The following is a 25,831-nucleotide window of genomic DNA, read 5'->3' on the forward strand; positions in this document are numbered from 1 at the left end:
GCCTCCTGCATTTTGTCTTGGTGCTGCATACGCGCAAGCGGCGGCTGGGGCAAGGTGGACGGCGGCTGCCGCCGTCCACTTTCGCTGGATCTGCTTTACGGCCGATCCATGTGATAGCAGGCCGCCGTCTGACCCGGACGGACGTGCTCGGTTGGCGGCATTTTCGTGCGGCAGATATCTGTCGCCTTCCAGCAGCGGGGCGAGAAGACGCAGCCCGGCGGCGGATTAAGCGGCGAGGGCGGATCGCCCTGCAGGCGGATGCGCTCGCGGCCACGAGCGAGCTTCGGATCGGGGATTGGCGCGGCGGAGAACAGCGCCTGCGTGTACGGATGAGCCGGATGATCGAAGACTGTCGCGGCTTCGCCTGCTTCCACCACCTTGCCGAGGTAGAGCACCAGCACGTCGTCCGAGATCAGGCGCACGACAGAGAGGTCGTGGCTGATGAAGATCAAGGTGAGGCCGAACTCCTTGCGCAGGCGACGCAGAAGGGTGATGACCTGTCCCTGGATTGAGACGTCGAGGGCCGAAACGGGCTCGTCGCAGATGATGAGTTTCGGCCGGGTGATAACGGCGCGGGCGATGCCGATGCGCTGCGCCTGGCCGCCCGAGAATTCGTGCGGGTAACGGTTGATCATCTCCGGAACGAGGCCGACGGCAGCCATGATCTCGCGAACGCGATCTTGCCGCTGCGCCCGAGTCAGTTTCGGTTCGAAGACCGTGAGCGGCTCGGCGATGATGTCGCCGACGGTCATGCGCGGATCGAGCGAGGCGATCGGATCCTGGAAGATGATCTGCATGTCGCGGCGGGCGGCACGCATTTCCTCTTCGGTGAGATCGAGCAGATTGCCGCCTTGCCAGAGAATGCGGCCTTTCTGCGCCTTGATCAGCCGCAGGATGGAGCGGCCAAGCGTGGACTTGCCGCAGCCGGATTCGCCGACGATGCCGAGAGTGCGGCCGGTTTTCAGTTCGAAGCTGACATCGTTAACAGCCGTGAGGATCATCGGCGGCTTGAAAAAGGATTTCGACGGCAGTTCGAATTCGGTCGTCAGATGCTCGACCTTCAGAAGCGTTTGCTCAGCCATGGACGAGGCTCCGTTCCTGATTAGCCGAAAGGGGATGGAAGCAGGCCGCACAGCGTCGCGATGAAAGCTGGTCGAGCGGAGGCGCGGCGTCGAGGCAGTCGTCCTGCACATGGGCGCAGCGCGGCGAGAAGGCGCAGCCGCGCGGCAGATGCATCAGGTTCGGCGGTCGTCCAGGGATGACGGTGAGGTCGTCGACATCCTGGTCCGGCCTCGGGATCGCCGAGTGAAGCGCCGCCGTATAGGGATGGGCCGGGCTTTCGAACAGCTCCTCGACCGGCGCCTCCTCGACGATGCGGCCGGCATACATGACGGCAACGCGGTCGGCGAGGCCGGCAACGACGCCGAGATCATGGGTGATCATAACGAGAGCCGTATGCATTTCCGCCGTCAACTCGTTGAAGAGATCGAGGATCTGCGCCTGGATCGTTACGTCGAGCGCCGTCGTCGGCTCGTCGGCGATCAAGAGCTTCGGCTTGGTCAGCAGCGCCATGGCGATGACGATGCGCTGGCGCATGCCGCCCGAAAGCTCGTGCGGGTAGAGGTTGAAGCGGCGAGTCGGGTCAGGGATGCCGACACGCTTCAGCATATCGAGCGCCGCTGCCGAGGCGGCACGCGCCGAAAGCCCGCCATGAACTTCGAGCTGTTCCGTCAACTGCCGCGAGATGCGAAGCGACGGATTGAGGGCGGTCATAGGGTCCTGGAAGACCATGGCCATGTCCTTGCCACGCACATGGTCGAGTTCACGCGGCTTCAGCGTCAGCAGGTCCTTGCCGTCGAGCAGCGCCTGGCCGCTGGTGCGGCCGTTCTTGGCGAGCAGGCCCATCAGGCCGAGAAAAGTCTGGCTCTTGCCGGAGCCGGATTCACCGACGATAGCGATGCGTTCGCCGCGGCCGATTTTGAGGTTCATCTTGGAGACTGCCGCGACTTCGCCCTCGGGCGTGCGGAAGGTGATCGAGTAGTCTTTGAGTTCGAGAAGTGTGTCTGTCATGTCAGCGATCCTTCGGATCGAATGCGTCGCGCAGACCGTCGCCGATGAAGAGCAGGCTCATCAGCAGCGCGACCAGGAAACCGGCAGGGAAGAACAGCAGCCAGGGCGTCGTCTCCATGCCCGCCGAGCCTTCGGCTATCAGCGTGCCGAGAGACGTCAGCGGCTCCTGGACACCGAAGCCCAGATAGGAGAGGAAGCTCTCCGTCGCGATGATTTCCGGGATGGTCAGCGTCGCGTAGATGACGACCGGGCCGACGAGGTTCGGCACGATATGTTTCAGGATGATCTTGAACGATCGCTGCCCCGAGGCGCGTGCGGCCTCGATGAATTCCCGCTGCTTGATCGACAGTGTCTGGCCGCGCACGATACGGGCCATGGTGAGCCATTCCAGCGCACCGATCGCCGCAAACAGCAGGTAGACGTTACGGCCGAAGATCACCATCAGCAGGATGACGAAGAGGACGTAGGGCAGGGCGTACATGATATCGACGAAGCGCATCATGATCGCATCGACGCGACCGCCGAAATAACCGGCAACGGCGCCATAGAGCACGCCGATGATGACCGAGACGAGGGTTGCGACGAGAGCGACCGTCAGCGAGACGCGGGTGCCGTAGAGCGTGCGCGCCAGCAGGTCGCGGCCATTGCCGTCGGTACCGAAATAGTGGCCGGCGGCGAAGTCGGGAGCGCCGCGGAACGACGTCCAGTCCGGATCCTCATAGTTGAAGGGCAGGAAATACGGGCCGAATATGGCGACCAGAACCAGCACGGCCAGTATGACCAGCGAAAGTGCCGCCGCCTTGTTGCGCAGGAGACGACGCATCGCGTCGCCTGTGAGGGAACGCCCCTTGGGTGCGAGCCCTTCTGCCGAAAGCAATTCCGCTTCCAGCAATTCTCTCTTGGCGGAATTGAGGATCATCGCATTCTTACTTTCGGGTCGAGCCAGGCATAGGCGATGTCGACAAGCAGGTTGAGGACCACGATCAGGACCATGTAGAAAATGACCGTGCCGAGGACCATGCCGTAATCGCGGTTCAGCGCCGCGCCGACGAAGTAGCGGCCGACACCGGGGAGGCCGAAAATGCTTTCGACGACCAGCGAGCCGGTGAGCAGATAGCTTGCCGCCGGTCCAAGATAGGAGACGACAGGCATCATGGCCGGCTTCAGCGCGTGGCGCATGATCGTCAGCCGCGGACCGATGCCCTTGGCCTTGGCGGTCCGGATGAAGTTCTGGCCCATCACTTCGATCATCGAGCCGCGCATCAGGCGCGAGATGCGTGCCGCGTGCGGCAGCGTCAGGACGATGATGGGCAGGATGAGGAATTTGACGGAGCCGTCACCCCAGCCACCGACCGGCAGCCAGCCGAGCGTGTTGCCGAAGATGAGCTGCAGGATCGGCGCGATGAGGAAGCTCGGCATGACCAGGCCGATGAGGAGACCGCCGCCCAGCCAGTAATCGGCCGCGCGGTTTTGATAAAGCGCCCCGAGACAGCCTATGAAGATGCCGACGACAGTTGCGAGCACGAAAGCGGCGCCGCCAATGGTCAACGTATAGGGGAAGCCGGACATGATCTGCTGGGTGACGGTGAAGTCCTGATTGGCGAAGGAGGGGCCAAGGTCGCCCTTCATAACGTCGCCGACATAGATCAGGTATTGCTCAACCAGGGGCTTGTCGAGGTTGTAGTGAGCCGCGAGGTTGGCTTTGACTTCCGGCGGCAATGGCCTTTCGCCATCGAAGGGGCCGCCGGGAGCGAGGCGCAGAATGAAAAAACACACTGTCACGGCAATCCACAGAACCGGGATTGTCGACAGCAAACGACGGAGAGCGTAGCCAAACATGGTCTTAGACGGCTCCCTCCCGATCGTGTCCGGGAGGGAGCCTGTTCCCAATTATTCTTTGATCGACAGCCAGCGCGTGCGGTGGATGTCCTGGATGTTGTCGACGAAGCCCTGGACCTTCGGGGCGACGATGTTCTGGGAAACGTAGTAGTAGATCGGGATAGCCGCGCTGTCGTCGAGGGCCAGTTGCTCAGCCTTCTTGTAGATTTCGGCGCGCTTCTTGAGATCGGTTTCTTCATTGCCCTGCTTGATCAGAGCATCATAGTCCTTGTTGCTCCAGCGGCCGTAGTTCATTTCGACGCCGGTGGAGAGCAGGTTCAGGAAGTTGATTGGGTCGTTGTAGTCGGCCAACCAGCCAGCGCGACCGATCTGCACCTCACCGCGCTGCATTTCATCGTAATGCACCTTGGTTTCGGTGTTGTAGAGCTCGATATCGACACCAAGCGGCTTCCACATGGCGGCAATCGCAACGGCAATGCGCTTGTGGTTGTCGTTGGTATTATAGCGCAGCTGAGCCTTCAACGGATGGTCAGGGCCAAAGCCGGCGTCCTTCAGAAGCTTCTTTGCTTCTTCGACCTTCTGCTTGTAAGGCTCGTCCTTCCAGCTGACATAAGCTGGCTCACCGTAATTGGCGGTACCAGGCGGTACCCAGGAATAGGACGGCAGTTCGCCGGTGCCGAGAATCTTCGGCCCGATGACTTCGCGATTGACGGCCATGGAGAGAGCCTGGCGAACGCGCTTGTCGTTGAATGGCGGCTTGGTGGAGTTCAGGACGTAGTAGTAGGTGCCAAGGAACGGCACCACATGCGCCTGGCCGGGCAGGTTCTTCTGGATCCAGTCATATTGATCGGCCGGGAACGATGTAAGAATGTCGAATTCGCCGGCGCGATAACGTTTCAGGGCAGCGGCCTGGTCTTCCAGCGTATAGTAGTTGACCTTGTCGATCTTGATGTCCTTGGCGTCGTAATATTGGTCGCTCTTGACCATGCTGACATGCGAACCAGGCACCCACTCCACTGGCTTGTAGGGACCGTTGGTGACGATGTTGCCGATCTTGACCCACTCATCACCCTTTGCTTCCACGACGTGCTTCGGCAGCGGATAGGCCGTATAGTGCATCAGAGCGTTGAGGAAATAAGGGGTGGGGTTCTCAAGCGTGATTTCGAGGGTCTTGTCGTCGATCGCCTTGACGCCGAGCTGGGTCGGATCCTTGATCTCCCCCTTGTTGATCTTTTCCGCGTTCAGGATCGTGTACTGCAGATAGGCGTATTGAGCAGCGGTCTTCGGGTCCATCAGGCGCTGGAAGGCGAAGACGAAGTCCTGAGCCGTCACCGGTTGTCCATCGGACCACTTGATGCCGTCACGCAGCTTGAAGGTATAGACCTTCTGGTCGGGCGAAATCGTCCAGCTTGCAGCCTGGCCTGGAATTGGGTTGTCCTTGGGGTCCTCGGTCACCAGCCCTTCGAAGATATCGCCGTCGATGCGGTTCTCCCAATCGCCGGAAATTTTTTGCGGATCGAGCGAAGTCGGGTCGCCGCCGTTGTGGATATTGAGGGTCGCGGCATGCGCCGAAACGCTCAATATCGTGCTGACGAAAGCCGCAGCGATAAATTTTCGGGTGATATGCGCCATATGTTTTCCCACCTTTCTGGAGTTATTGTCCTTGTTTTACAAGGGTATTCTTGATCCCGCAGGTAACCTTCACGTACAGGTCAATGCGCGAAATTATCGAAAGCGACGTCGCTTTCAAGTTAAAAAAAGTCGGGCATGCTTAGCATGTGAACTTTCATATTCACAAATCTCTAAAATTGATACAGCGAATTTATCCGCCCGATGGTTGAGTTTCTCAGGCAGCCGATTTGCAGCTTGCCGCCTGCGCCCGACTGTGCAAACTGGTAGGCCTTGTGCGATATCGAGGCGGTTTGATGAAATCGACGAATAAAGCGGCGGGAGCCGATTGGTGGCGCGGGGCAGTGATCTATCAGGTCTATCCGCGGTCGTTTCAGGACACGGATGCCAACGGGCTCGGAGATATCAAGGGGATCACCCGACGCCTGCCTCACATTGCCGCACTCGGGGTCGACGCAATCTGGCTGGCGCCGTTCTTTACCTCGCCGATGGCCGATATGGGCTATGACGTCGCCGATTACTGCGATGTTGATCCGATCTTCGGCACGCTTGCCGATTTCGACGAGATGATGGCGGCAGCACATGAGCTCGGCCTCAAAGTCATCATCGACCAGGTCATCTCGCACACCTCCGACCGGCATCCCTGGTTTGTTGAAAGCCGCGCAAGCCGCGACAATCCTAAGGCGGATTGGTATGTCTGGGCCGATCCGAAACCGGATGGAACGGCGCCGAACAACTGGCTGTCGATCTTCGGCGGCCCCGGCTGGGAATGGGATGGCGTGCGCCGGCAATATTACCAGCACAACTTCCTGACATCGCAGCCGGATTTGAACTTCCACAATCCGGACGTTCAGGATGCGGTATTGGCGGCCGTCAAATTCTGGCTCGATCGCGGCGTCGATGGTTTCCGCCTGGATACGGTCAACTACTATTTCTGCGACAAGAAGCTTCGCGACAATCCGCCGGCGCTCGTCGCGACCGGCGGGCTCGACGCGCCCGAAACCAACCCCTATGGGATGCAGAACCATCTTTACGACAAGACGCAGCCTGAAAATATCGGCTTCCTGAAGCGGTTGCGTGCATTGCTCGATCAATACGAAAACCGCACGACAGTCGGCGAAGTCGGTGACGGCGTGCGCTCGCTGGAGACGGTTGCGGCATATACCAGCGGCGGCGACAAGCTGCACATGTGCTACACGTTCGATCTTTTAGGCCCCGATTTTACGCCGGCGCATTTCCGGCGCTGCGTCAGCGATTTCCAGGATAATGTCGTTGATGGCTGGGTCTGCTGGGCCTTTTCCAACCATGACGTTCAGCGACATGTCAGCCGCTTCGCCAAAACGGAAGAAGAGCAGCCGCGCTTTGCGAAGCTCGCGATCTCTCTGCTCTCGGCGTTACGCGGCTCCATTTGCCTGTATCAAGGGGAAGAGCTCGGCCTGCCTGAGGCAGAGCTTGCCTTCGAGGATCTGCGCGATCCCTACGGCATTCGCTTCTGGCCGGCCTTCAAGGGGCGTGACGGATGCCGTACGCCCATGCCCTGGGAAGCGAGCCGCGCCCATGCCGGCTTCACCACCGCCGACAAATCCTGGCTGCCGGTTCCCTATCAGCATGCGGCGCGTGCCGTCGACAAGCAGGAGACGGACGCGGATTCGGTGCTGCATCATTATCAGCGCACGCTGGCCTTCCGTGCAGAACATGCCGCCCTGCGTGACGGCGACATGATCTTTCTTGATACAAAAGAGGACGTTCTCGCCTTCACGCGCTCCAAGGGTGAGGAGACGCTGCTGTTTGTCTTCAATCTCTCCCGCAAGCCTGTGAAGGTTGCCTTGCCGGAGGATATCAAGCTTGGCAAGACGATCGCCATGCCGGGGTTTGACACGGCGGATGCCGGGGCAACGCTAACGCTTGCTGCTCTGGATGTTTATTGCGGCAAGCTCGCCTGATCAGCCGATCAGCATGAATTTGTCGACATCGACCAGGCCTTTATCCGATATCTTAAGATGCGGGATCACGGGCAGGGGCAGGAACGCAAGCTGCAGGAAGGGCTCTTCCAGGGTCGCGCCAAGGGCGTAGGCCGCCTGGCGCAGGTGGTGCAGCGTGTCGCGCACGCTTTCATAAGGCTCGAGGCTCATCAGGCCAGCGACAGGCAGGGCGATTTCACCGGTCACGACGCCGTCCTCGACGACGACGAAACCGCCATTGATGTCGCTCAAGCGATTGGCGGCGAGCGCCATGTCATCCTCGCTGACGCCGACGACGCAGATATTGTGGCTGTCATGGCCGACGGTCGAGGCGATCGCGCCTTTCTTCAAGCCAAAGCCTTGGACGAAGCCGTTGGCATGGTTGCCGTTCTTGCCGTGCCGCTCGATGACGGCGACCTTGATGATATCGTTGCCGAGGTCGATATCGGTCTGGTTGCCCTTGGCCGGCAGGCGATAGCGGCGATGTTGGGTGATGATCTTGCCAGGCGTCACGCCAATGACGGAGCTTTCGCCCTCCGTCATTGGCACGCCAAAATCGGCTGCGTTGATCGGGCGGGCCTTGACGCTGTCGAGGCCGACCGGCTCGACCGAACCGCGGGTCGCGAAGAGTTCGGCGGTGACACGGCGGCCTGCGGAGAAGACGATCTCGGCCTTGCAGCTTTCCAGGCTGTCGACGACGACGAGATCGGCGCGCCATCCGGGTGCCACGAGACCGCGATCACGCAGACCGAAGGCGCGGGCTGCCGAGATCGAGGCGGCGCGGTAGATCGCCAGGGGTTCGACGCCATGGGCGATCGCCGTGCGGATCATATAATCGAGGTGGCCCTGTTCGGCGATGTCGAGCGGGTTGCGGTCATCGGTGCAGAGCGCCAGATGAGGCGACAGGCGCTCGGTAATAACAGGCATCAGCGCGTGCAGATCCTTGGAGACGGAGCCCTCACGCACGAGGATATGCATGCCCTTGCGGATCTTCTCCAGCGCCTCTTCGGCGGTTGTCGATTCATGCTCCGTGCGAATGCCAGCCGCGAGATACCCGTTGAGGTCATTGCCGCGTAAAAGCGGCGCATGGCCATCGATATGGCCGCCCTGGAAGGCTTCGAGTTTCGCCATGCAGACGGGGTCCTTGTGGACCACGCCGGGGAAATTCATGAATTCGGCAAGGCCAATCACCTGCGGGTGATTGCGGAAGGGCAAGAGCGTCTCGATCGGCAGATCGGCGCCCGAGGTTTCCAGATGCGTTGCCGGCACGCAGGACGAGAGCTGGACGCGGATATCCATGATGGTTTCCAGCGAACAGTCGAGGAAATAACGTATGCCTTCGGTGCCGAGCACGTTGGCGATTTCATGCGGATCGCAGATGGCGGTGGTCACGCCATAGGGCAGCACGCAGCGATCGAATTCGAGCGGGGTTACCAGCGAGGATTCGATGTGAAGATGCGTGTCGATGAAGCCCGGTACAACGACGCGGCCGGCAATATCGATCTCTTCGCGCCCCTGATACTCGCCGCATGTGCCGACGATGCGATCGCCGCAGATGGCGATATCCGAAGCGACCAGCTCGCCCGTCACCAGATCGAAGAACCGGCCGTTCTTCAACACGATATCGGCGGGTTCCCGGCCGACGCCCTGGTCGATGTAGCGTTCGAGTTTGGTGGTCATTTCGTCCCTCGCATATGGATCGCCCCTCATGCCGGCTCTCTTGTTCATACAAGAGGAGGCGTGAGGGGCGGAGATTGTTTGAGATTATGCCTTAGATATTATTCTGCAAGATCTCGCGGAGCTTGCCGAACAGCTCGTCGATGTGATGCTTTTCGATGATCAGCGGCGGCGATAGCGCGATGATGTCGCCGGTGGTGCGGATGAGGAGGCCCTTTTCATAGGCCTTGAGGAAAGCGGTGAAGGCGCGCTTGGTGGGCTCGCCGGCGATCGGATCAAGCTCGATGGCGCCGATCAGGCCGGTGTTTCTGATATCGATGACGTTCGGGCAGTCCTTCAGGGAATGCAGGGCATCGGCCCAGTAGTCTGAAAGTTCTGCTGCGCGCGTGAGGAGGCCTTCTTCCTTATAGGTGTCGAGCGTTGCCAGCGCCGCGGCAGAGGCGATCGGATTGCCGGAATAGGTATAGCCGTGGAAGAACTCGATCATATGCTCGGGTCCCTGCATGAAGGCGTCATGGATCTCCGACGTGACGAAGACTGCACCCATTGGAATGACGCCGTTGGTCAGGCCTTTGGCGGTCGTGATGATATCCGGCTTCACATCGTAATATTGCGCGGCAAAGGGCGCACCAAGGCGGCCGAAGCCGGTGATGACCTCGTCGAAGATCAGCAGGATGCCGTGCTTGGTGCAGATGTCGCGCAGCTTCTGCAGATAGCCCTTCGGCGGGATGAGCACGCCGGTGGAGCCGGCAATCGGCTCGACAATGACAGCAGCGATTGTCGATGCGTCGTGCAGCGTGACGATGCGCTCAAGCTCGGTGGCGATATCGCCGCCATGCTCTGGCTCGCCGCGCATGAAGGCGTTCTTACCGGGAATATGCGTGTGCGGCATATGATCGACGCCGGTCAGCAGCGTGCCGAACATCTTGCGGTTGGTGACGATGCCGCCGACGGAGATGCCGCCGAAATTGACGCCGTGATAGCCACGCTCGCGGCCGATGAGACGGAAGCGCGAGCCATTGCCCTTCACGCGATGATAGGCAAGCGCGACCTTGAGCGCGGTTTCGACCGATTCCGAACCGGAATTGGTATAAAGAACGTGGTCCATACCCTCGGGTGCAATATCGACCAGCCTGTTCGCCAGCTCGAAAGCCTTGGGGTGGCCGAGCTGGAAGGCCGGGGCATAGTCGAGTTCGCCTGCCTGCTGGCGGATCGCCTCGGTGATCTTGGGGCGGCAGTGTCCCGCGTTCACGCACCACAGACCCGCAGTTCCGTCCAGTACCTGCCGACCGTCATGGGTGGTGTAGTACATATCCTTGGCGCTGACGAAGAGGCGCGGTTCCTTCTTGAATTGGCGGTTGGCCGTAAACGGCATCCAGAAGGCGCGCAAATCGTTGGGGGTGGCATTCAAACGGTCCGACATGCTGTTCTCCAATGGCCATTCGGGGGCCTGTTACCCGACCGCGGCGCCGCGCCGCGCGATTATATTTACTGCTTGGTCAAATTATCAGCCGGCCTATTTGCGTCAAGGCAAAGATGGGTCGGGAAAGGAGGCTGGTGTACGGCAGGAATTGGATCGCGGCAGGTCGGCGGTGCCGGGCGCGGAATTGTCTGCAGACGTGATGCGAGCTCGTCCAGACATGAAAAAACTGGCAAATTTGAAGATTTGCCAGTTAAAGCAGTAAAACACCTGGTGATGAAAGCAAGTCGATCTTTCAGGGTCTAAAGTGTTCCCCGGAGATCGTCTGTCGACAGGCCTTGAGCTATTGCAAGCTCTTAAGCAGCCGATCTACTTTTTTCCGGCTCGCAATAAATGTCTTCCAGCGTTTCAAGAACACGGATCACGGATTCTGATGTGCTGGAGTAGTAAATCGTTTGAGCATCACGACGCGTCTTGACCAGCTTCTGAGCGCGAAGCTTCGAAAGATGCTGAGAAAGTGCTGATTGGCTCAGTCCGACCTGATTGGCAAGAACGCCAACAGGAACTTCACCCTTAACGAGACTGCAAAGGATCAAAAGACGCTTTGGGTTCGCCATTGCTGATAATAATGCTGCCGCGACATTAGAATGTTCGGCCAAATCTCTTGTCTTCATCTGTTAATCTTCCCAATGCGGAGCGTACATCAGAAACTGTGCTATTTCCAAGCCGGTCCAAACCGATATCTAACAATACCAAGAGGGGTCGAAGATTGTATATACCTAAATTTAAGGTATCGAGTATGCTGTTTTAGGTATGTACGTATGATGCCTCAGCGATAATGCTGAGGTCTCCAGCGTCCCATCCAGGGGCTAAATTAGACCAAAATAGGTCGATTCTTATCGTTTCGGAGCCGCAAACATGCCAATTTTGGTCACTGCGGATTTGCAACCTGAGAATATTGGCTGGTTCTACGTCAGGCTGTCCACCTACTAATTCTCGCACTATTGTATGATTTTATTGCCGTCGGATTTTGTTTTCGGTTTAAAGCATCATCAGGTCTTTTGAGGACAAGATGTAAGCCCTTCCAAAGCCGCCGTTCAGGCTGGCATCGAGCGGAACGAGGCGGAAGAAGCAGAAATCCGGAAAGTCGATATAGAGCTTGGATTTCGGGTGGCGATCGAGAAAAAGCGCTCGGATGCGATCGTGCGCCTGGCTTTGCCGATCGATGCGCTCCGCGCTGCAGCGTAAGGTCAGGCGGGGATGAGCGAGAGGGTCGCCCTTGCCGGGCTCGCCAAAGAGCGCCGAAGCGCGGCTGTCCCTCATCAGAGCCTTGGTATGTGAGGAGAGGCCGGAGACCAGGATGACCGGAGCGCCATCGGCATCCGTGGCGATCAGGACGCGGCTGACGAAGGGAAAGCCGGTTTCGGGGTCGATGACGGCCAAGGCCGCATGTGCGGCTTTGTGCATGAGGTCGCGCGCCTGACTGCGCGCATCCTCATCCGTTTCCCTGATCACCGATGGTTTGTCGTTCATTAACGGCTCCATGAATTGAGGAGCAGTCGCGAACGACTACTCCTTTCGCCGGTGGCTGGTGAGACCCGACACAACGTCTTGCGCCGAGATCGTTCCAATAATCGTGCCATTGTCAACAACGCCGATATTGCCTGGCTGGCGTGTCAGGGCGTCAAGGATATCGATGAGCGGTGTCGCGGCGGTTGCCGTGGCGGTGACGGAACCGGCATTGGCCGAATGTCCGACGCCCTGTTGCATGACGTCCCGTGCCGTCAGCATGCTGATCGGATTCATGTGCTGCACGAAGTCGGCCACATATTGGTCGGCTGGGTTCTTGACGATCTCCTGTGGCGTTCCGCACTGGATGATGTGGCCGCTTTCCATGATGGCGATGCGGTTGCCGATGCGGAATGCCTCGTCCAGATCGTGGCTGACGAAGAGGATCGTCCGCTTCAGGCGGCGCTGGAACTCCAGAAGCTCGTCCTGCAGGCGGGTGCGGATCAGCGGGTCCAGCGCCGAGAATGGCTCGTCCATCAGCAGGATCGGCGCGCCGGTTGCAAAGGCGCGGGCGAGACCGACGCGCTGCTGCATGCCGCCGGAGAGTTCGTTGACCTTGCGATTGGCCCATTGCGTCAGGTTGACGAGCTGGAGCTGTTCGTCGACGCGCTTCTTGCGTTCGGCGTCCGGCACGCCGGCAAGCTCAAGCCCGAAGCCGACATTGTCGGCCACCGTTCGCCAGGGCAGAAGCGCGAACTGCTGGAAGACCATGGAGACAGTGTGCATGCGCAGGTCGCGCAGGGCTTTTGGGCTGCAGGAGTAGGGGCTGACGGCGCCGTTCTTGGTGTTGACGGAGACCTCGCCGCGCACTACCGGCGCCAGGCCGTTGACGGCGCGCAGCAGCGTCGATTTGCCGGAGCCGGACAGGCCCATCAGCACGAGGATTTCACCCTCTTCGATTTGCAGCGAGGCATTGGCGACTCCGAGCACCATGCCCGTCGACTTGCCGATGTCGTCGCGCGACTTGCCTTCGTCGACAAGTTTCAGCGCGGCATCGGGACGATCGCCGAAGATGATGCTGACATTTTTGAAATCAACGGCGACGGTCATGAGCGGTCTCCTTCGCCGGGCGCGCGGAACATACGGTCGAGAATGATCGCCAGGATGACGATGCAGGCGCCGGAATCGAAGCTCTTGGCGACGTTGACGCTATTCAGCGCGCGCAGAACCGGCACGCCGAGACCGGGGGCGCCGACAAGGGCAGCGATCGAGACCATCGAGAGCGACAGCATGATGGTCTGTGTCAGGCCGGCCATGATCTGCGGCGTGGCAAAGGGAAGCTCGACCTTGCGCAGAACCTGGCGTGGCGTCGCGCCGAAAGATTCGGCCGCTTCCACCAGCGAAGGGGGAGTGGAAATGATGCCAAGGCGCGTCATGCGGATCGGTGCGGGAAGAGCAAAGACGACGGTGGCGACCAGACCGGGGACCATGCCGAGGCCGAGCAGGATCATTGCCGGCACCAGATACACGAAGGTCGGGATGGTCTGCATCAGATCGAGGATCGGCCGCATGATGGCGTAGAGCCAGGGACGTCGGGCAGCCGCGATACCGAGGGGGACGCCGACCAGCATACAGACGAAGGTGGAAGCCAGCACCAGCGCCAGCGTCTCGGTCGTCTCTTTCCAGTAGCCCTGGTTGATGGTGATCAGCAGGCCGATCAGGGTGAGGACCGTGATCGTGACGCTCCGGCGCATCCAGTAGGCGATTGCCGTGAAGACAACGACGACGATCAGCGGATGCGGTGCCTGCAAGACGAACAACAGTCCGTTGATTCCATGCGCGACAACGAAGGAAAGGCCGTCGAAGAACCATGTGACATTGCTCGTCAGCCAGTCGACGACGGCTTTGGCCCATGGCCCGATGGGGATGCGGTAATCGGTTAACCAGTTCACGTCTTTGCCCATGATTGGGGGCGGCGTTTCCGATTGTAGCGTATGAAGCCGGAGGTGCCGCCGAAGAATAACGGTCTGTCACGCCACATGGCCCTTCTCGGGTCGTAGCGGGACGCGAAAGCAAGCAGTCCGTTCAAGGAAGAGAAAGGGGCGGTTTGGCCGCCCCTCCATCCATCCTCGCATTACAGGCCGAGCTTGGCCTTGACCGCCGCCAGGCCGTCACCGCCGTCCTTGGTGGTGACGCCGGCGAGCCACGGCGTGATTGCTGCGGGGTTGGCCTTCAGCCATTCCGTCGCTGCGACTTCCGGATCCTTGCCGTCATTCAGGATCTTGCCCATGATTTCGTTTTCCATCGGCAGCGAGAAGACGAGATTTTTAACGAAGGTGCCGACATTCGGGCATTCCTGCAAGTAGCCGGCCCGGACGTTGGTATAGACGGTCGCACCACCGAAATTGGGTCCGAACACGTCGTCACCGCCGGTGAGATAGGTCATCTTGTAGGTGGTGTTCATCGGATGCGGGGCCCAGCCGAGGAAGATGATCGGCTTGCCTTCCTTATCGGCGCGGGAGACCTGAGCTAGCATGCCCTGTTCGGAGGATTCGACCACTTCGAAGCCCTTGAGGCCGAAGGTGTTCTTGTCGACCATGTCGATCACCAGCCGGTTGCCGTCATTGCCCGGCTCGATGCCATAGATCTTGCCGTCAAGCTCATCCTTGTGGGCGGCGATGTCCTTGAAGTCCTTGATGCCGAGATCCGCGCCTTTTTGATTGGTTGCCAGGGTGTACTTGGCGCCTTCCAGATTGGCACGCACGGTTTCGACCGATTTGTCCGCAGCGAAGGGTTTGATGTTCTCGGCCATGGAGGGCATCCAGTTGCCGAGGAAGACATCGATGTCCTTGTTCTTCAGCGACTGGTAGGTCACCGGCACGGCGAGCACCTTGACGTCGGTGTCGTAGCCAAGAGCCTTCAGGAGGATGGAGGCGGTGGCCGTGGTGGAAGTGATATCGGTCCAGCCTACATCGGCGAAATGTACGGTGCTACAGCTTGCCGGCTCGGCTGCGGAAGCCGCGGTGGCGCCCAATGTCAGTGCGGAGAGAGTTGAGGCGAAAGCGAATGCAGTAAGGGTCATTTTTATCATTGCGTGACTCCCAGTCTAACGTTCCCAAGCAACCACCAATAACTGACATTTTCAAGCGACCACAGTGTATTTGCGGCGGTTTGAGGGGGCTGAATGCGACGCCCGTCTTTTTCTGTCCGCCTGTGGCCAAGGCTTTTGCGCCCTAAGCGAAGCACGCCTGAATCCTGTGGTTTTCGCCGCGACCATCTTTCCTTATCGTCCTGCAGCACCCATGAAGCATTCAAGGAGAATGTCATGGCCAAGCTCTACTTCCATTATTCGACTATGAATGCCGGCAAATCGACGATGCTGCTGCAGGCTGCCTACAATTATCAGGAGCGCGGCATGCGCACCGCAGCCTTCATCGCAGCCCTCGACGATCGCGCCGGCCGCGGCACGATCGCCTCGCGCATCGGACTGACGATGGATGCTTTGCCGTTCGAAACGAGCGACGATCTCTATGCGATGGTCGATGAAATGCATGCAAGCGAGCCGCTTGCCTGCGTTTTCGTCGATGAGGCGCAATTTCTGACGCGCGAGCAGGTTTGGCAGCTTGCCCATATCGTCGACCGCCTCGGCCTTCCGGTCATGACTTACGGGCTGCGCACGGATTTCCACGGACGCTTGTTTCCGGGGTCACAGGAACTGCTGACCATCGCCGACGAATTGCGCGAGGTGCGCACCATTTGCCATTGCGGGCGAAAGGCGACGATGGTCGTGCGCCTGGATGCCGCCGGCAAGGTCGTTCACGAAGGGGCACAGATCGAGATCGGCGGCAGCGACAAATATGTCTCGCTCTGTCGTCGTCATTGGGAAGAGGCGATCACCTGCGAGTGAAGCGCCGCCCGCGGGCTTTCAGTAGCGTTGCGGACTTTGCTCGGCATATGACCGTTGGTCGGGATTGAGCTGATCGGGAGGGATGATGAAACTGCTTTGCCTGCTGTCGGCCGCCATCGTGCTTGCCTCGACCTCTTGTGCGCTTGCAGACGGCGATGCGGTCGCTGGCGCCGTCGTTTTCAAGAAATGCGGTGCCTGTCACACGGCGACCGGGCCTGACAATCGGGTTGGCCCCTCGTTGATGGGGGTCGTCGGACGAGCCGTCGCAAGCAAGCCCGATTATGTCTACTCACCGGCGATGCGGGCATTCGGCGCCGACGGCAAGGTCTGGGATGAAGCGTTGCTGCGGAAATATCTGCCGGCGCCGCAATCTCTGGTCACAGGCACTCGGATGGCGTTCCCGGGTCTGAAAAGCGACAGGGACCTCGACAATCTCATCGCCTATCTGAAGAACCCCGCCGCTGCCCAATAGTTTTCGTGCATTTCCTTCGCCTCTGGAAGCGGCTAGTCTTGCGCCAAAGGCAGGGGAGGGAATGCTTTCATGCTCAGGCCTCATTCCTTCGACGGTATGCTCGATAAGGCACGCACGACGCTCGAAGACGCTATGAATGACGCGAATTCGGCGGTGGCGACGCTTGCCGGTCACGCCAGGGACAGCGAGCGCATCGCAGCCGTCAATTTTCCCGTCGAAGAAGCGTTTGTCCGCGAAGCGATCGAACTGCTGGACCGTTGGAAATCGGTCGCCCTGTCGCTGGTCAAAGAGTTGGATCATGCGACGGACGAAGCTGATCTGCAGCATCAGCGATTGTTCAATGAGAAGATCGGGCTTGAAAATGCAGGCTTGCTTGGTCGGATGCTGGCACGCAGACCGATGAGGCCGGATGAGATCATCCTCAATGTCGACGCGGCCCTTGCGGCATCGGCCGAACTCGATCTTCTTTTCAAGCAGGCAAAACCCGTATTCTCCCGGTGCTTTCGTGACTGCGAACTTCAGCTCGAAGGCGTGATCGAGCGGCGGCGGAAGCTCGATTTCGAGATTGAGGAGGTGCAGCGCCGTGCCGACGCGCTGGCGGAAAAACTGATGTATCAGCGGCGCAACCGACCATCTTCGCGCCATGCCGATCTGCAGTCCGAACTCGAGGCGGATTATCGTGCTTTGGTGGCCGAGCAGGATGATATTCGGCGACAGGAGCAGGAGCTTCAATCCCGCAGAACCGTGCGGCAGCGCCTGATAGACATTTACGAAAGGCTGGCGGTTGCCCTGAACAATCAGATCGCCGCCATCGGTGCGATGGCGGCCAAGCTGACCGTCGATATCGAGCAGCGGATCGCCTTGCTCAAGGCATTGGCGACGGAAGCGGAGCCGGGATCGGCTGCGGTTTCGCGAACGGCGGCGGTCGAGAACCTGATCCAGGCGTTCGAGCCGAATGTGCTGGCGGGATATGATCTTGCCGCGCGCAAGGCTCATGTCGACGCCGTCTTCAAGAGACGGCTGGAGCCGCATCCGCTGCCCGAATCCGCAGGCTCGAGCGAAGTGGCGGAAGAGGTGCAACCGGAGGGTTGATTGTCGTCCGTCATGGAAAATTCCAAGCGGACGGTTGTTGTTTTTCCCAAGAACACATATTTGCTGGAACGTGAATGGCGATAAGGACTTAATGATCCGAGGGCCGCGGGGATTTTCGCGACGTCCATTGCGCAGGTTTGGTGTGGTGCGTCCTTTGCGTGTCGGCGGGATGCGCGGTACGGTTTAGGAGGCGTGTCCATGCTTGACTCGATCACGGCGTTCTTCAAGCGGATCTGGGCCGCTATCGCACGCTGGCTAGGATTGGTTTTTGTCGGGCTTAGCTGGCCATTTCTTGCAGCGCATGGCTGGTATCGGCAGCGCAACTGGCTGATCAAGCTGCCGGTCGCCGCCTTCGTGACGCTGATGGCGCTGCTCTATATCTATTTCGTTTGGCAGACGCAGGTCTGGACAGGGTTCAATCCGGCCTATCCGGATGTCTATAAATTTTCCGAGCGCAAATATTCGGCCGGGCAAGAACTGCCTGCAACAGACGGCCAGCAGGCCGCGGCAACGGCGGCCAAGGCCTGCCAAACCTCGGCTGTCGTCGACGTTGCCACCGATATGATCGATTTCAACGTCAACCAGAATGCCTGGATTTCCTCGATGCTGCTCTACAAGCTCGGCTTCTTCGGCATTTCGTGGGATGACACGCCCTTCCTCGACAACAAGGCTTCCTTCCAGCGGGGCATCAATTCTGTCGTTCGCCGTACCTCGGCGGAGCTGGTCGACACACTCGGCCGCGTGCGCGGGACATCCGGCATCAACAGCGATCTGCAGAAGGCGCGCGGCAACCTGCAATTCGATGAGTCCAGCTGGTATTTCGGCCTGCATCCCTTCGGGCCGAAGACGCCGAGCCCAAGCTATTATCGCGCCGCAATGAGCAATCTGCGCAGCTTTAATAGTGACCTGGGCAACTGCAAGGCGATTTTCGACGGACGCGCCGACAATCTCCTGCAGTTCGTCGACCACATTGCCAACGATCTCGGTAGTACGGCGGATATATTGGCCAAGAGAGCAGGGGATCACAGCTACGGCTGGCTGGATACGCGGGCTGACGATCGTTTCTGGTTTGCTTACGGGCAGCTCTACGCGAGCTACGGTATCCTGATGGCGGCTCGTTCGGATTTCCAGCAGGTGATCGCCGAGCGTAATGTCAGCGCGCTTTGGGCCGACGTCACGACGCAATTGCAGACTGCTTTGCGCATTCAGCCCTTCATCATTTCCAATGGACCCGAAGATAGCTCCTTCATGCCGAGCCATCTCGCGACCATGGGCTTCCATATTCTGCGGGTGCGTTCGAGCCTCGTTGAAATCCGTACGGTTCTGGGCGGTCGCTAAAGAAGAAGTGAACTGCCGTCCGTTCCCGCGCGGCAGGCGCACATAGACGCTTGGCCCGGTCGTCGGGCTCCGTACGGAGGTGCTTGAGTGAGGGCTCGCCTAGCTGATCAGCTTCAGGCGGATGGCTTTTGCGACAAGCTGTGTGCGGTTGACGCAATCGAGCTTCTTGATCGCATTCATCATATAGGCGTTGACCGTATGGTCGGAGAGGGTGAGGATCTGGCCGATCTCTACCGAAGTCTTCCCCTGAGCCGTCCAGCGAACCACTTCCAGCTCACGTGCCGAAAGCGAGTGCGGCGCGGCACTGTCGTTGCGCTTGAGGCAATTATAAGCATCGAGCGCCTGCAGCATGATCAGGGTGAGTTCGTTGATCTCGCTCTGGCTGAGACTGTTGCGATTGCCCATGAACCAGAAGACAAGGCGTTGACCATCCGGGGCGTTGACCGGAATGATGACGCTCATCGGGCAATTGTAGTTGATCAGGAGCGCGCGAAGTTCGCGCGGCAAATCCGCGTCGGGTTCGGCGTCCTTTTCCAGCAGATGCCAGGAGCGCGGCATGACCGAATCGCGCGTGCGCAACAGCATTGGACAACGGCGAACGAGCTGATGGCGATCGAATTCACGTACGAATTGAGCCGGCATCGTGCCTTCGATGAGCAACGGCGTCATCATCGTGTCGTCGGGAACCGGGGCGTTCATGAGAGCCATATGGCTGAAGCCAAAAGCTGACGCGGTCCGTTCCAAGGCCAGTGCAAAGGCCGCTTGTGTCCGAGCAGCAGCCAACTCGGCAGAAAGCAGCAATTGTCTCTCGGCAGTAATGATATAGGACATATGAGTTGAAGCGCCCACAGCGTGTTATCGTTATCAAATACCGGATTTAGGAGTGAATGCTAGACGCAAAAATACCACAGGACCAGAAATAATTTCATTTTCATATATTTTAATATTCAGGCATGCAAAACTACGCAAATCTTCGCCCAAAATGGTCATTAAGCGTAAAAATAGCGTTTCTGTTAGCCTAATTTCGACGGGGCCATACATTTTGCGTCGACCTCGGCAGTTGGGGAGCAACCCGGCGAAGCGCATTTGCCAGGTCAAAATGAGGTCTGAATGTGCGTTTTGAACAGGGCGGTCTGAGCTGGCAAGCAGCCGCGGCTTGATCCAAAACTGTCCCATGCTTCATGTTAGGATTAACCGTTTGTCACAGCATCAGTTCGGTTCCATCTCTCGTTCCTGAGGTCCGCCGGTGCTCAATTTTCTCGTCGCCAGCTCTTGGATGGGTGCAAGCGGCCGGGAGTTTCATCAAATGATGCGTTGCCGCATCGGCGCGCCTTGCGAAGGCCCAAAGCGGTTGCTATCGGTCTTGCCAAGGTAATCGCTTGCAGGCGTATGACTCATGAATTTTCGCTTCTTCCCGCAGCTTGCGGCGCGCTGCTGTCAAACGCTGTTGTGGTTCGTCACCGGCATTTCGTTTCTGCTTGTTTCGCCTGCGCTTGCCGAAGCGGCTGGCGTTGCCGGCGGCACGCCGATGCGGTTCTTGCTCGTTCACGGCGAGATGGGCCAGTGCCGTGCCGATAATACATGTCCGGACTGGATCTCCGCCGAAGGGCAGATCATGGCAGATACGCCGCGGAAGCTGCAGAAAATCCTGAAACAGGTCGGCGATCGCAAGTTGCCCATAATCGTCAGTTCGCCAGGTGGCGATGTCAAAGCAGCCATGGAGATGGCTCGTATCATTCGGAAGCAGAAGCTTTCGATCGCAGTCGGGCGTACTCGCTCGCGGGCATGCCCCTATGCCGAGCCGATCTGCTCGGCAGCTTTTGCCAAGGCCGGCTCGATAACAGGACAGCCATTCTCGGACGGCGCAATCTGCTTTTCGGCCTGCCCGCTGTTTTTTGCAGGCGGTGTCCAGCGCGTTTCCAGCCCCTTCGCGCTACTGGGCGTTCATCAGATCACAACGACCTACAGCGAGGTGCGCGTCCAGTACCGCACCGAATATGAGATGGTGGATGGCAAGCGTAAGGTCATCTCCAAGAAAGAGATCGGCCGTAAATTCGTCGGCAAGTACGATACGACCAAGCTCGACAAGGCGCAGAGGGCGAGGCTGGTCAGCTTCCTCGACAAGATGGGCGTGGACCGGGGACTTGTCGATCTGATGCTTGGAACCGACCCGAACGGCATTCATCTGATTTCGCAGATGGACGCGTTGAGGCTGAGGCTGACGACGGAGCTCGCCGATGCCGATGCGCTGGTCTCGGCGCGCAACTGCAGGGACAATCAATCGATTTCCGATTGTGCCGCGCCGGCACCGTCGGCAGCTCCTGCGCCGATGACCAGCGCATCGGCAATGGCCGGCAAGTAGTCACTCCCGGCCTTAGCTATCCTTGGCTTTGGCTTTCGCCATGATTTTTTCCAGGAAGCCCAGCAATAGCGCGGACACGACGAAGGCCAGATGGATGATGGTGAACCACATCAGCTTGGCGTTGTCGTATTGAGTGGCGTTCAGGAAGATCTGCAGCAGGTGGATCGAGGAAATGGCGACGATCGAGGACGCGACCTTGATCTTGAGGCTGCCTGAATCGAGCTTGCCGAGGAAGGAAACCTCACCCTCGGCCTCGTCGAAGCGGCTGACGAAATTCTCGTAGCCGGAAATCATCACCATGACGATCAGGCTTGCCACCAGGGCGGCATCGATGAGGCCGAGAATGGCGAGGATCATGTCCGCTTCGTCATAGACTAAGACATTGATCGCCACCTTATAGAACTTATAGGCGAACGAAACGGCGTAGACGGCGAGTGAGGCGGCAAGACCGAGATAGAAGATCACCAGAAGCCAGCGACTGGAGAGAATGATGCGCTCGACCAGCAATTCCAGGGACTTCATATCTTTTCCTTCTTCCGCGGTTTGATTGGACGCCGAAAATAGGCATGCCGGCATCGTGAGACAAGGCGGCGCGTTTCGATAGGGAGGGGCTTCGCCAACTATTCACACCCGAAACATATTGGTTTATCCCGACAGGGAAATGACCGTATGTTTGGGGGCGAGACTTATGGCGACGACAGTGGCATCCGATATCGAGATTGCGCGCGCGGCGAAGAAGCTGCCGATTATGGAGATCGGTGCCAAGCTCGGTATTCCGGCGGAAGATCTCGCACCTTACGGTTACGACAAGGCAAAGATCGGTGCAGCGTTCATTGCAGCACAGGCTGGCAAGAAGGACGGCAAACTGATCCTCGTCACGGCGATCAACCCGACGCCTGCGGGTGAGGGCAAGACCACCACGACGGTTGGCCTTGGCGACGGTCTGAACCGCATCGGTAAGAAGGCCGTGGTCTGCGTACGCGAGGCGTCGCTCGGCCCATGCTTCGGCGTGAAGGGCGGGGCGGCCGGCGGCGGCTATGCGCAGGTTATCCCGATGGAAGATATCAACCTCCATTTCACCGGCGATTTCCATGCGATCACCTCTGCCCATAATCTGCTTGCCGCGCTGATCGACAACCATATCTATTGGGGCAACGAGCAGAATATCGATATCAGGCGCATCACCTGGCGCCGCGCAATGGATATGAACGACCGCGCATTGCGCGATATCGTCTCCTCGCTCGGCGGCGTTGCGAACGGCTTTCCGCGCGAAGGTGGCTTCGATATCACCGTCGCCTCCGAGGTGATGGCCATCCTTTGTCTGGCATCCGATCTCAAGGATCTGGAAAAGCGGCTCGGCAACATCATCATCGGCTATCGCCGCGACCGTACGCCCGTTTATGCCCGCGACCTGAAGGCCGACGGCGCCATGGCCGTGCTCCTGAAGGACGCCATGCAGCCGAACCTTGTGCAGACGTTGGAGAACAATCCGGCACTGGTGCATGGCGGTCCCTTCGCCAATATCGCCCATGGCTGCAACTCGGTGATTGCGACGCGCACGGCACTGAAGCTTGCCGATTACGTCGTGACGGAAGCCGGCTTCGGCGCCGATCTGGGTGCGGAGAAATTCTTCGATATCAAATGCCGCAAGTCCGGGCTCTCGCCGGATGCCGCCGTCATCGTCGCGACCGTGCGGGCCTTGAAGATGAATGGCGGCGTCAAGAAGGACGATCTCGGCAGGGAGAATGTCGAGGCTTTGGTGAAGGGCTGCGCCAATCTCGGCCGGCATGTCGCCAATGTCCGCAAGTTCGGCGTGCCTGTCGTCGTCGCAATCAATCATTTCGTTTCGGACACGGAAGCCGAAATCGAGGCGCTGAAGAATTATGTCGCCCGTCTCGGCGCCGAGGCCATCCTTTGCCGGCACTGGGCCGAGGGCTCTGCCGGGATCACCGACCTCGCGCACAAGGTGGTGGAGCTAGCCGAATCCGGCCAGGCGAAATTCCAGCCGCTCTATCCCGATAATCTTCCTTTGCTGGAGAAGATCGAGATCGTGGCCTCCAAGATCTACCATGCCGGTGAGGTGACGGCTGACAAGGCCGTGCGAGATCAGCTCAGGTCCTGGGAGGATCAGGGTTATGGGCATCTGCCGGTCTGCATGGCGAAGACGCAATATTCCTTCTCGACCGATCCGAATGTTCGGGGGGCACCCGAAGGCCATATCGTACCCGTTCGCGAGGTGCGCCTTTCAGCCGGGGCCGGCTTCGTCGTCGTCATCACCGGCGAGATCATGACCATGCCCGGACTGCCGAAATCGCCGGCAGCCGAGAGGATTTTCCTCAATGATCAGGGCTACATCGAAGGACTGTTTTAAGTTCAGAATCCGATTCAACCGAGGCCGTTTGAACTCAGAATCTCTGCCGGTTCGGCTCCACCTGCAGCAGAGTGCGATGCGGTTCAAGGGAGAAAAACTGCCAGTTCGCTTGACGCCACCGGCAACAGGATCGACAACGGACACCGACATCATCGGATGGAAGAGTGGAGGCAGATCGTGACTGCAGACAGCCGTGCCAGCTTGGACGATATACGCGCCTTCCATGCGAAAATGATGGCTGCCGCCAGCAACTCGGTGGATGAAAGGCTAGAGCGGGCCTTCCGCCAGGTGCCGCGCGAAGCCTTCATGGGACCCGGGCCTTGGCAGATCGTGGTCAAGGGACGCTATCTCGAAACGCCAAGCAGCGATCCTGCCTTTCTCTATCAGAATGTTCTGGTCTCCCTGGACAGATCGAAGGGCATCAACAATGGCGAGCCGTTTCTCCATGCCGCTTTCCTGGGCGCCGTTGCGCCCAAGCCCGGCGAAACCGTCGTTCAGATCGGCACGGGGACGGGATACTACACTGCCATTCTCTCAACGCTGGTGACACCGGGTGGGCATGTCCATGCCATCGAGATCGATGAGGTATTGGCCGGCCGCACGCGAGACAATCTCACCTCCTATAAAGACGTTTCCGTCATCTGTGCCGATGCGACTTCGTTCGAGCTTCCGGATGCCGATCTGATCTATGTGAGTGCCGGCGTGGTGGCGCCGCCGAAGTCATGGCTGCAGGCGTTGCGACCCGGAGGCCGGCTCATCGTGCCCTGGCAGGCGAACGAGAGAGTCGGACTTGCCGTCATAATTACCCGCGAGGATACCGGATTCAGCGCTCGTGCTTTGATGCCCGCCTATTTCATCCCCTGCATCGGGGCCTCCGATCCCATGCAATCCGCGAAAATTCCGAATGGCGGCGAGGCTCGCTCCATTCAGTCGGTTTGGCTCACTCAGGAGCGAGCGCCGGACGAAACGGCGGTGGCGATCTATAGAGACCTATGGTTCTCGAATGCAGGCCTCGGGATATGAAGAGATTCAAAGATCATCGTGGGACCAAGCCCACGACGCGTTTCTAGTGGCAGTAACGAAAGCCGCCATTCCTTTCGATGACGTCGAGATGAAAATGGGTCTCGTGGGCAGCGTCGCTTTCCGGGTCTAGAACCGTCGTGAAATAGAGGCAGGCAGACGCACTGGCCGCACGCTGGAATGCGCCTGTCAGCGTCGGATCTTCGCGGCGTGGCTCGATTGCGATGGTCTTGCCGTTTTCGAAGGTAAAGCTCGCGACATCTATGGCGTTGCCGCGGGCATGCTCGGAGATCTTGCCGGTGGAAGCATTGTTGCGCAGCCGGCAGACATAGGTCGATGCCTGATTGATCGTGACGATCTTGCCATTGTCCAATGCCGTCGCTGATGGAATGACGCTTTCCTTCATCCATTGAGCCAAAGCTAGAGCGGCTTCGCAGCGCATTTTCCCTTCGGGCTTGAATTCTATGCCCGGCAGCGGAGAGCTAAGCGCGATCGGCTTGTCGATGCCGCAGCCATTGCCATCGTCGATGCGGGCGATCTCTTTGAAAGTCGCTCCGATGGCGGTCAGCGCCTTCAGGCAGGCCTGGTGCTGATCATCCGGTTCGGAAGCGATGGTCAGGGGCGGACGGGGAGGGCCTTGCATCTGTTGGCCGTTTGTCTGTTCCTCCGGCTGTGGCGCCGGCTTTTCTTCCGGTTGAGCCGTCGGCTTTTCCGCCGGAACGACAGGGCCGTCCGGTGATGCCGAGGGTTTTTCTGCCGGGATCGGCGCTTTGCCATCCGGCTGAACTTGTTCCTGATCCGGTTTTTGCTCGGGTATCGGGCCGGTCTGCGGGAGAGAGGCGGCCATGAAAAGGACGGCGGCGGAGACTAATGAAACAATTCTAAACAGCATCAAGTAATTCAGCCAATTCTAATGATGATGCCGATAGAACGCGCGAGGCTGTCATTTCGTTGCAATTCAGCAACGTTCGCCTCTTGTCTTAAAAGGTGAAAATTTTATTCATGATTAAGCGTGCCGAATATATTGACAATAATACTCATGTTTTTTATGCGGCAGAAAGAAGGCGGAATATTTCCGCCCGTTAACAAGATAACCTAGCCAGCCCCTTGCCTGCTTTCGACGCAGCAACCAGCCAGCCCGGTGAAGCAATTCGAAAGGAATGG

At 59.0% G+C, this 25,831-nt stretch carries 23 protein-coding genes; 8 read left to right on the forward strand and 15 right to left on the reverse strand.

Going from position 1 to position 25,831, the window contains the following annotated elements; genetic code table 11:
- Positions 1 to 95 precede the first annotated feature (95 nt).
- From FBZ99_RS07900 to FBZ99_RS07920, 5 genes are read right to left on the reverse strand one after another with little or no spacing between them, the layout of a single operon-like run.
- Positions 96 to 1,082 (reverse strand): ABC transporter ATP-binding protein, encoded by a 987-nt coding sequence (locus FBZ99_RS07900; protein WP_113332187.1) that lies wholly within the window; start codon positions 1,080 to 1,082, stop codon positions 96 to 98.
- A complete protein-coding gene (locus tag FBZ99_RS07905) occupies positions 1,075 to 2,070 on the reverse strand; it encodes an ABC transporter ATP-binding protein (protein WP_113332188.1) in 996 nt (331 codons plus the stop codon). Before FBZ99_RS07905 ends, FBZ99_RS07900 begins: the two co-directional genes overlap by 8 nt.
- Position 2,071: 1 nt before the next feature.
- Positions 2,072 to 2,989 (reverse strand): ABC transporter permease subunit, encoded by a 918-nt coding sequence (locus FBZ99_RS07910; RefSeq protein ID WP_112411575.1) that lies wholly within the window; start codon positions 2,987 to 2,989, stop codon positions 2,072 to 2,074.
- Complete coding sequence (locus tag FBZ99_RS07915) at positions 2,986 to 3,909, reverse strand: ABC transporter permease subunit (protein ID WP_113332189.1); 924 nt, start codon at positions 3,907 to 3,909, stop codon at positions 2,986 to 2,988. The genes FBZ99_RS07910 and FBZ99_RS07915 overlap by 4 nt, the downstream gene beginning before the upstream one ends.
- 51 nt (positions 3,910 to 3,960) lie before the next feature.
- A complete protein-coding gene (locus tag FBZ99_RS07920) occupies positions 3,961 to 5,541 on the reverse strand; it encodes a peptide ABC transporter substrate-binding protein (protein ID WP_113332190.1) in 1,581 nt (526 codons plus the stop codon).
- Between the two features lie 293 nt (positions 5,542 to 5,834).
- Here FBZ99_RS07920 and bglA point away from each other — a divergent pair, with 293 nt between their 5' ends.
- Positions 5,835 to 7,481 (forward strand): beta-galactosidase BglA, encoded by a 1,647-nt coding sequence (bglA, locus tag FBZ99_RS07925; RefSeq protein ID WP_145632332.1) that lies wholly within the window; start codon positions 5,835 to 5,837, stop codon positions 7,479 to 7,481.
- Here the strand turns inward: bglA and ade are convergent, their stop codons facing one another.
- From ade to FBZ99_RS07960, 7 genes are all read right to left on the reverse strand, one after another.
- Positions 7,482 to 9,179 carry an adenine deaminase gene (gene ade / locus FBZ99_RS07930; protein WP_145632335.1) on the reverse strand — a complete coding sequence of 566 codons (1,698 nt, stop codon included), beginning with the start codon at positions 9,177 to 9,179 and terminating at the stop codon, positions 7,482 to 7,484. It abuts the gene before it with no gap.
- 91 nt (positions 9,180 to 9,270) lie between these two features.
- The gene (locus FBZ99_RS07935; protein WP_145632338.1) at positions 9,271 to 10,599 is read right to left on the reverse strand and encodes an aspartate aminotransferase family protein; all 1,329 of its coding nucleotides are present in this window, start codon (positions 10,597 to 10,599) and stop codon (positions 9,271 to 9,273) included.
- 353 nt (positions 10,600 to 10,952) lie between these two features.
- Complete coding sequence (locus FBZ99_RS07940; protein WP_015340680.1) at positions 10,953 to 11,270, reverse strand: ArsR/SmtB family transcription factor; 318 nt, start codon at positions 11,268 to 11,270, stop codon at positions 10,953 to 10,955.
- Positions 11,271 to 11,637: 367 nt separating this feature from the next.
- Positions 11,638 to 12,129, reverse strand: coding sequence for a HugZ family pyridoxamine 5'-phosphate oxidase (locus tag FBZ99_RS07945; RefSeq protein WP_145632341.1), 492 nt, complete (start codon positions 12,127 to 12,129; stop codon positions 11,638 to 11,640).
- 36 nt (positions 12,130 to 12,165) lie between these two features.
- Complete coding sequence (choV, locus tag FBZ99_RS07950) at positions 12,166 to 13,215, reverse strand: choline ABC transporter ATP-binding protein (protein ID WP_113332194.1); 1,050 nt, start codon at positions 13,213 to 13,215, stop codon at positions 12,166 to 12,168.
- The gene (gene choW / locus FBZ99_RS07955; protein ID WP_069612714.1) at positions 13,212 to 14,069 is read right to left on the reverse strand and encodes a choline ABC transporter permease subunit; all 858 of its coding nucleotides are present in this window, start codon (positions 14,067 to 14,069) and stop codon (positions 13,212 to 13,214) included. Before choW ends, choV begins: the two co-directional genes overlap by 4 nt.
- 170 nt (positions 14,070 to 14,239) lie before the next feature.
- On the reverse strand, positions 14,240 to 15,196 hold the full coding sequence (locus tag FBZ99_RS07960; RefSeq protein WP_145316474.1) for a choline ABC transporter substrate-binding protein: 957 nt from the start codon (positions 15,194 to 15,196) through the stop codon (positions 14,240 to 14,242).
- A gap of 234 nt (positions 15,197 to 15,430) precedes the next feature.
- Between FBZ99_RS07960 and FBZ99_RS07965 the strand changes: the two genes are divergently transcribed.
- The 4 genes from FBZ99_RS07965 (at position 15,431) to FBZ99_RS07980 (ending at position 18,914) form a co-directional block, all read left to right on the forward strand.
- Positions 15,431 to 16,012 carry a thymidine kinase gene (locus tag FBZ99_RS07965; RefSeq protein WP_075851140.1) on the forward strand — a complete coding sequence of 194 codons (582 nt, stop codon included), beginning with the start codon at positions 15,431 to 15,433 and terminating at the stop codon, positions 16,010 to 16,012.
- Between the two features lie 85 nt (positions 16,013 to 16,097).
- Complete coding sequence (locus FBZ99_RS07970) at positions 16,098 to 16,484, forward strand: c-type cytochrome (protein ID WP_145632816.1); 387 nt, start codon at positions 16,098 to 16,100, stop codon at positions 16,482 to 16,484.
- 69 nt (positions 16,485 to 16,553) lie between these two features.
- Positions 16,554 to 17,576: a hypothetical protein gene (locus FBZ99_RS07975; RefSeq protein ID WP_145632344.1), complete on the forward strand. Its 1,023-nt coding sequence runs from the start codon at positions 16,554 to 16,556 to the stop codon at positions 17,574 to 17,576.
- Between the two features lie 198 nt (positions 17,577 to 17,774).
- The gene (locus FBZ99_RS07980) at positions 17,775 to 18,914 is read left to right on the forward strand and encodes a DUF2333 family protein (RefSeq protein WP_145632347.1); all 1,140 of its coding nucleotides are present in this window, start codon (positions 17,775 to 17,777) and stop codon (positions 18,912 to 18,914) included.
- A gap of 99 nt (positions 18,915 to 19,013) precedes the next feature.
- Here FBZ99_RS07980 and FBZ99_RS07985 read toward each other — a convergent pair whose 3' ends face one another.
- Positions 19,014 to 19,745, reverse strand: coding sequence for a helix-turn-helix transcriptional regulator (locus tag FBZ99_RS07985; protein WP_145632350.1), 732 nt, complete (start codon positions 19,743 to 19,745; stop codon positions 19,014 to 19,016).
- Positions 19,746 to 20,310: 565 nt separating this feature from the next.
- Between FBZ99_RS07985 and FBZ99_RS07990 the strand changes: the two genes are divergently transcribed.
- Positions 20,311 to 21,276, forward strand: a complete 966-nt coding sequence (locus FBZ99_RS07990) for a hypothetical protein (RefSeq protein ID WP_145632353.1) — start codon at positions 20,311 to 20,313, stop codon at positions 21,274 to 21,276.
- 12 nt (positions 21,277 to 21,288) lie between these two features.
- Here the strand turns inward: FBZ99_RS07990 and FBZ99_RS07995 are convergent, their stop codons facing one another.
- On the reverse strand, positions 21,289 to 21,798 hold the full coding sequence (locus FBZ99_RS07995) for a TIGR00645 family protein (RefSeq protein WP_083258168.1): 510 nt from the start codon (positions 21,796 to 21,798) through the stop codon (positions 21,289 to 21,291).
- A 166-nt stretch (positions 21,799 to 21,964) separates the two neighbouring features.
- Here FBZ99_RS07995 and FBZ99_RS08000 point away from each other — a divergent pair, with 166 nt between their 5' ends.
- The gene (locus FBZ99_RS08000; protein WP_113332202.1) at positions 21,965 to 23,647 is read left to right on the forward strand and encodes a formate--tetrahydrofolate ligase; all 1,683 of its coding nucleotides are present in this window, start codon (positions 21,965 to 21,967) and stop codon (positions 23,645 to 23,647) included.
- A gap of 177 nt (positions 23,648 to 23,824) precedes the next feature.
- Entirely contained in the window at positions 23,825 to 24,670 is an 846-nt protein-coding gene (locus tag FBZ99_RS08005) for a protein-L-isoaspartate O-methyltransferase family protein (protein ID WP_145632357.1), read from the forward strand.
- A 43-nt stretch (positions 24,671 to 24,713) separates the two neighbouring features.
- Here the strand turns inward: FBZ99_RS08005 and FBZ99_RS08010 are convergent, their stop codons facing one another.
- A complete protein-coding gene (locus FBZ99_RS08010) occupies positions 24,714 to 25,514 on the reverse strand; it encodes an extensin-like domain-containing protein (protein ID WP_145632359.1) in 801 nt (266 codons plus the stop codon).
- Between the last annotated feature and the right edge of the window lie 317 nt (positions 25,515 to 25,831).

The organism is Rhizobium sp. ERR 1071 (genome assembly GCF_007828675.1).
GTDB lineage: Bacteria > Pseudomonadota > Alphaproteobacteria > Rhizobiales > Rhizobiaceae > Rhizobium > Rhizobium dioscoreae.

What these genes read in the sequence shown, in the direction of transcription:
- FBZ99_RS07900 (WP_113332187.1), bottom strand. Translation starts at nt 1,082, where the DNA reads ATGGCTGAGCAAACGCTTCTGAAGGTCGAGCATCTGACGACCGAATTC.
- FBZ99_RS07905 (WP_113332188.1), bottom strand. Translation starts at nt 2,070, where the DNA reads ATGACAGACACACTTCTCGAACTCAAAGACTACTCGATCACCTTCCGC.
- FBZ99_RS07910 (WP_112411575.1), bottom strand. Translation starts at nt 2,989, where the DNA reads ATGATCCTCAATTCCGCCAAGAGAGAATTGCTGGAAGCGGAATTGCTT.
- FBZ99_RS07915 (WP_113332189.1), bottom strand. Translation starts at nt 3,909, where the DNA reads ATGTTTGGCTACGCTCTCCGTCGTTTGCTGTCGACAATCCCGGTTCTG.
- FBZ99_RS07920 (WP_113332190.1), bottom strand. Translation starts at nt 5,541, where the DNA reads ATGGCGCATATCACCCGAAAATTTATCGCTGCGGCTTTCGTCAGCACG.
- bglA (WP_145632332.1), top strand. Translation starts at nt 5,835, where the DNA reads ATGAAATCGACGAATAAAGCGGCGGGAGCCGATTGGTGGCGCGGGGCA.
- ade (WP_145632335.1), bottom strand. Translation starts at nt 9,179, where the DNA reads ATGACCACCAAACTCGAACGCTACATCGACCAGGGCGTCGGCCGGGAA.
- FBZ99_RS07935 (WP_145632338.1), bottom strand. Translation starts at nt 10,599, where the DNA reads ATGTCGGACCGTTTGAATGCCACCCCCAACGATTTGCGCGCCTTCTGG.
- FBZ99_RS07940 (WP_015340680.1), bottom strand. Translation starts at nt 11,270, where the DNA reads ATGAAGACAAGAGATTTGGCCGAACATTCTAATGTCGCGGCAGCATTA.
- FBZ99_RS07945 (WP_145632341.1), bottom strand. Translation starts at nt 12,129, where the DNA reads ATGAACGACAAACCATCGGTGATCAGGGAAACGGATGAGGATGCGCGC.
- choV (WP_113332194.1), bottom strand. Translation starts at nt 13,215, where the DNA reads ATGACCGTCGCCGTTGATTTCAAAAATGTCAGCATCATCTTCGGCGAT.
- choW (WP_069612714.1), bottom strand. Translation starts at nt 14,069, where the DNA reads ATGGGCAAAGACGTGAACTGGTTAACCGATTACCGCATCCCCATCGGG.
- FBZ99_RS07960 (WP_145316474.1), bottom strand. Translation starts at nt 15,196, where the DNA reads ATGATAAAAATGACCCTTACTGCATTCGCTTTCGCCTCAACTCTCTCC.
- FBZ99_RS07965 (WP_075851140.1), top strand. Translation starts at nt 15,431, where the DNA reads ATGGCCAAGCTCTACTTCCATTATTCGACTATGAATGCCGGCAAATCG.
- FBZ99_RS07970 (WP_145632816.1), top strand. Translation starts at nt 16,098, where the DNA reads ATGAAACTGCTTTGCCTGCTGTCGGCCGCCATCGTGCTTGCCTCGACC.
- FBZ99_RS07975 (WP_145632344.1), top strand. Translation starts at nt 16,554, where the DNA reads ATGCTCAGGCCTCATTCCTTCGACGGTATGCTCGATAAGGCACGCACG.
- FBZ99_RS07980 (WP_145632347.1), top strand. Translation starts at nt 17,775, where the DNA reads ATGCTTGACTCGATCACGGCGTTCTTCAAGCGGATCTGGGCCGCTATC.
- FBZ99_RS07985 (WP_145632350.1), bottom strand. Translation starts at nt 19,745, where the DNA reads ATGTCCTATATCATTACTGCCGAGAGACAATTGCTGCTTTCTGCCGAG.
- FBZ99_RS07990 (WP_145632353.1), top strand. Translation starts at nt 20,311, where the DNA reads ATGAATTTTCGCTTCTTCCCGCAGCTTGCGGCGCGCTGCTGTCAAACG.
- FBZ99_RS07995 (WP_083258168.1), bottom strand. Translation starts at nt 21,798, where the DNA reads ATGAAGTCCCTGGAATTGCTGGTCGAGCGCATCATTCTCTCCAGTCGC.
- FBZ99_RS08000 (WP_113332202.1), top strand. Translation starts at nt 21,965, where the DNA reads ATGGCGACGACAGTGGCATCCGATATCGAGATTGCGCGCGCGGCGAAG.
- FBZ99_RS08010 (WP_145632359.1), bottom strand. Translation starts at nt 25,514, where the DNA reads ATGGCCGCCTCTCTCCCGCAGACCGGCCCGATACCCGAGCAAAAACCG.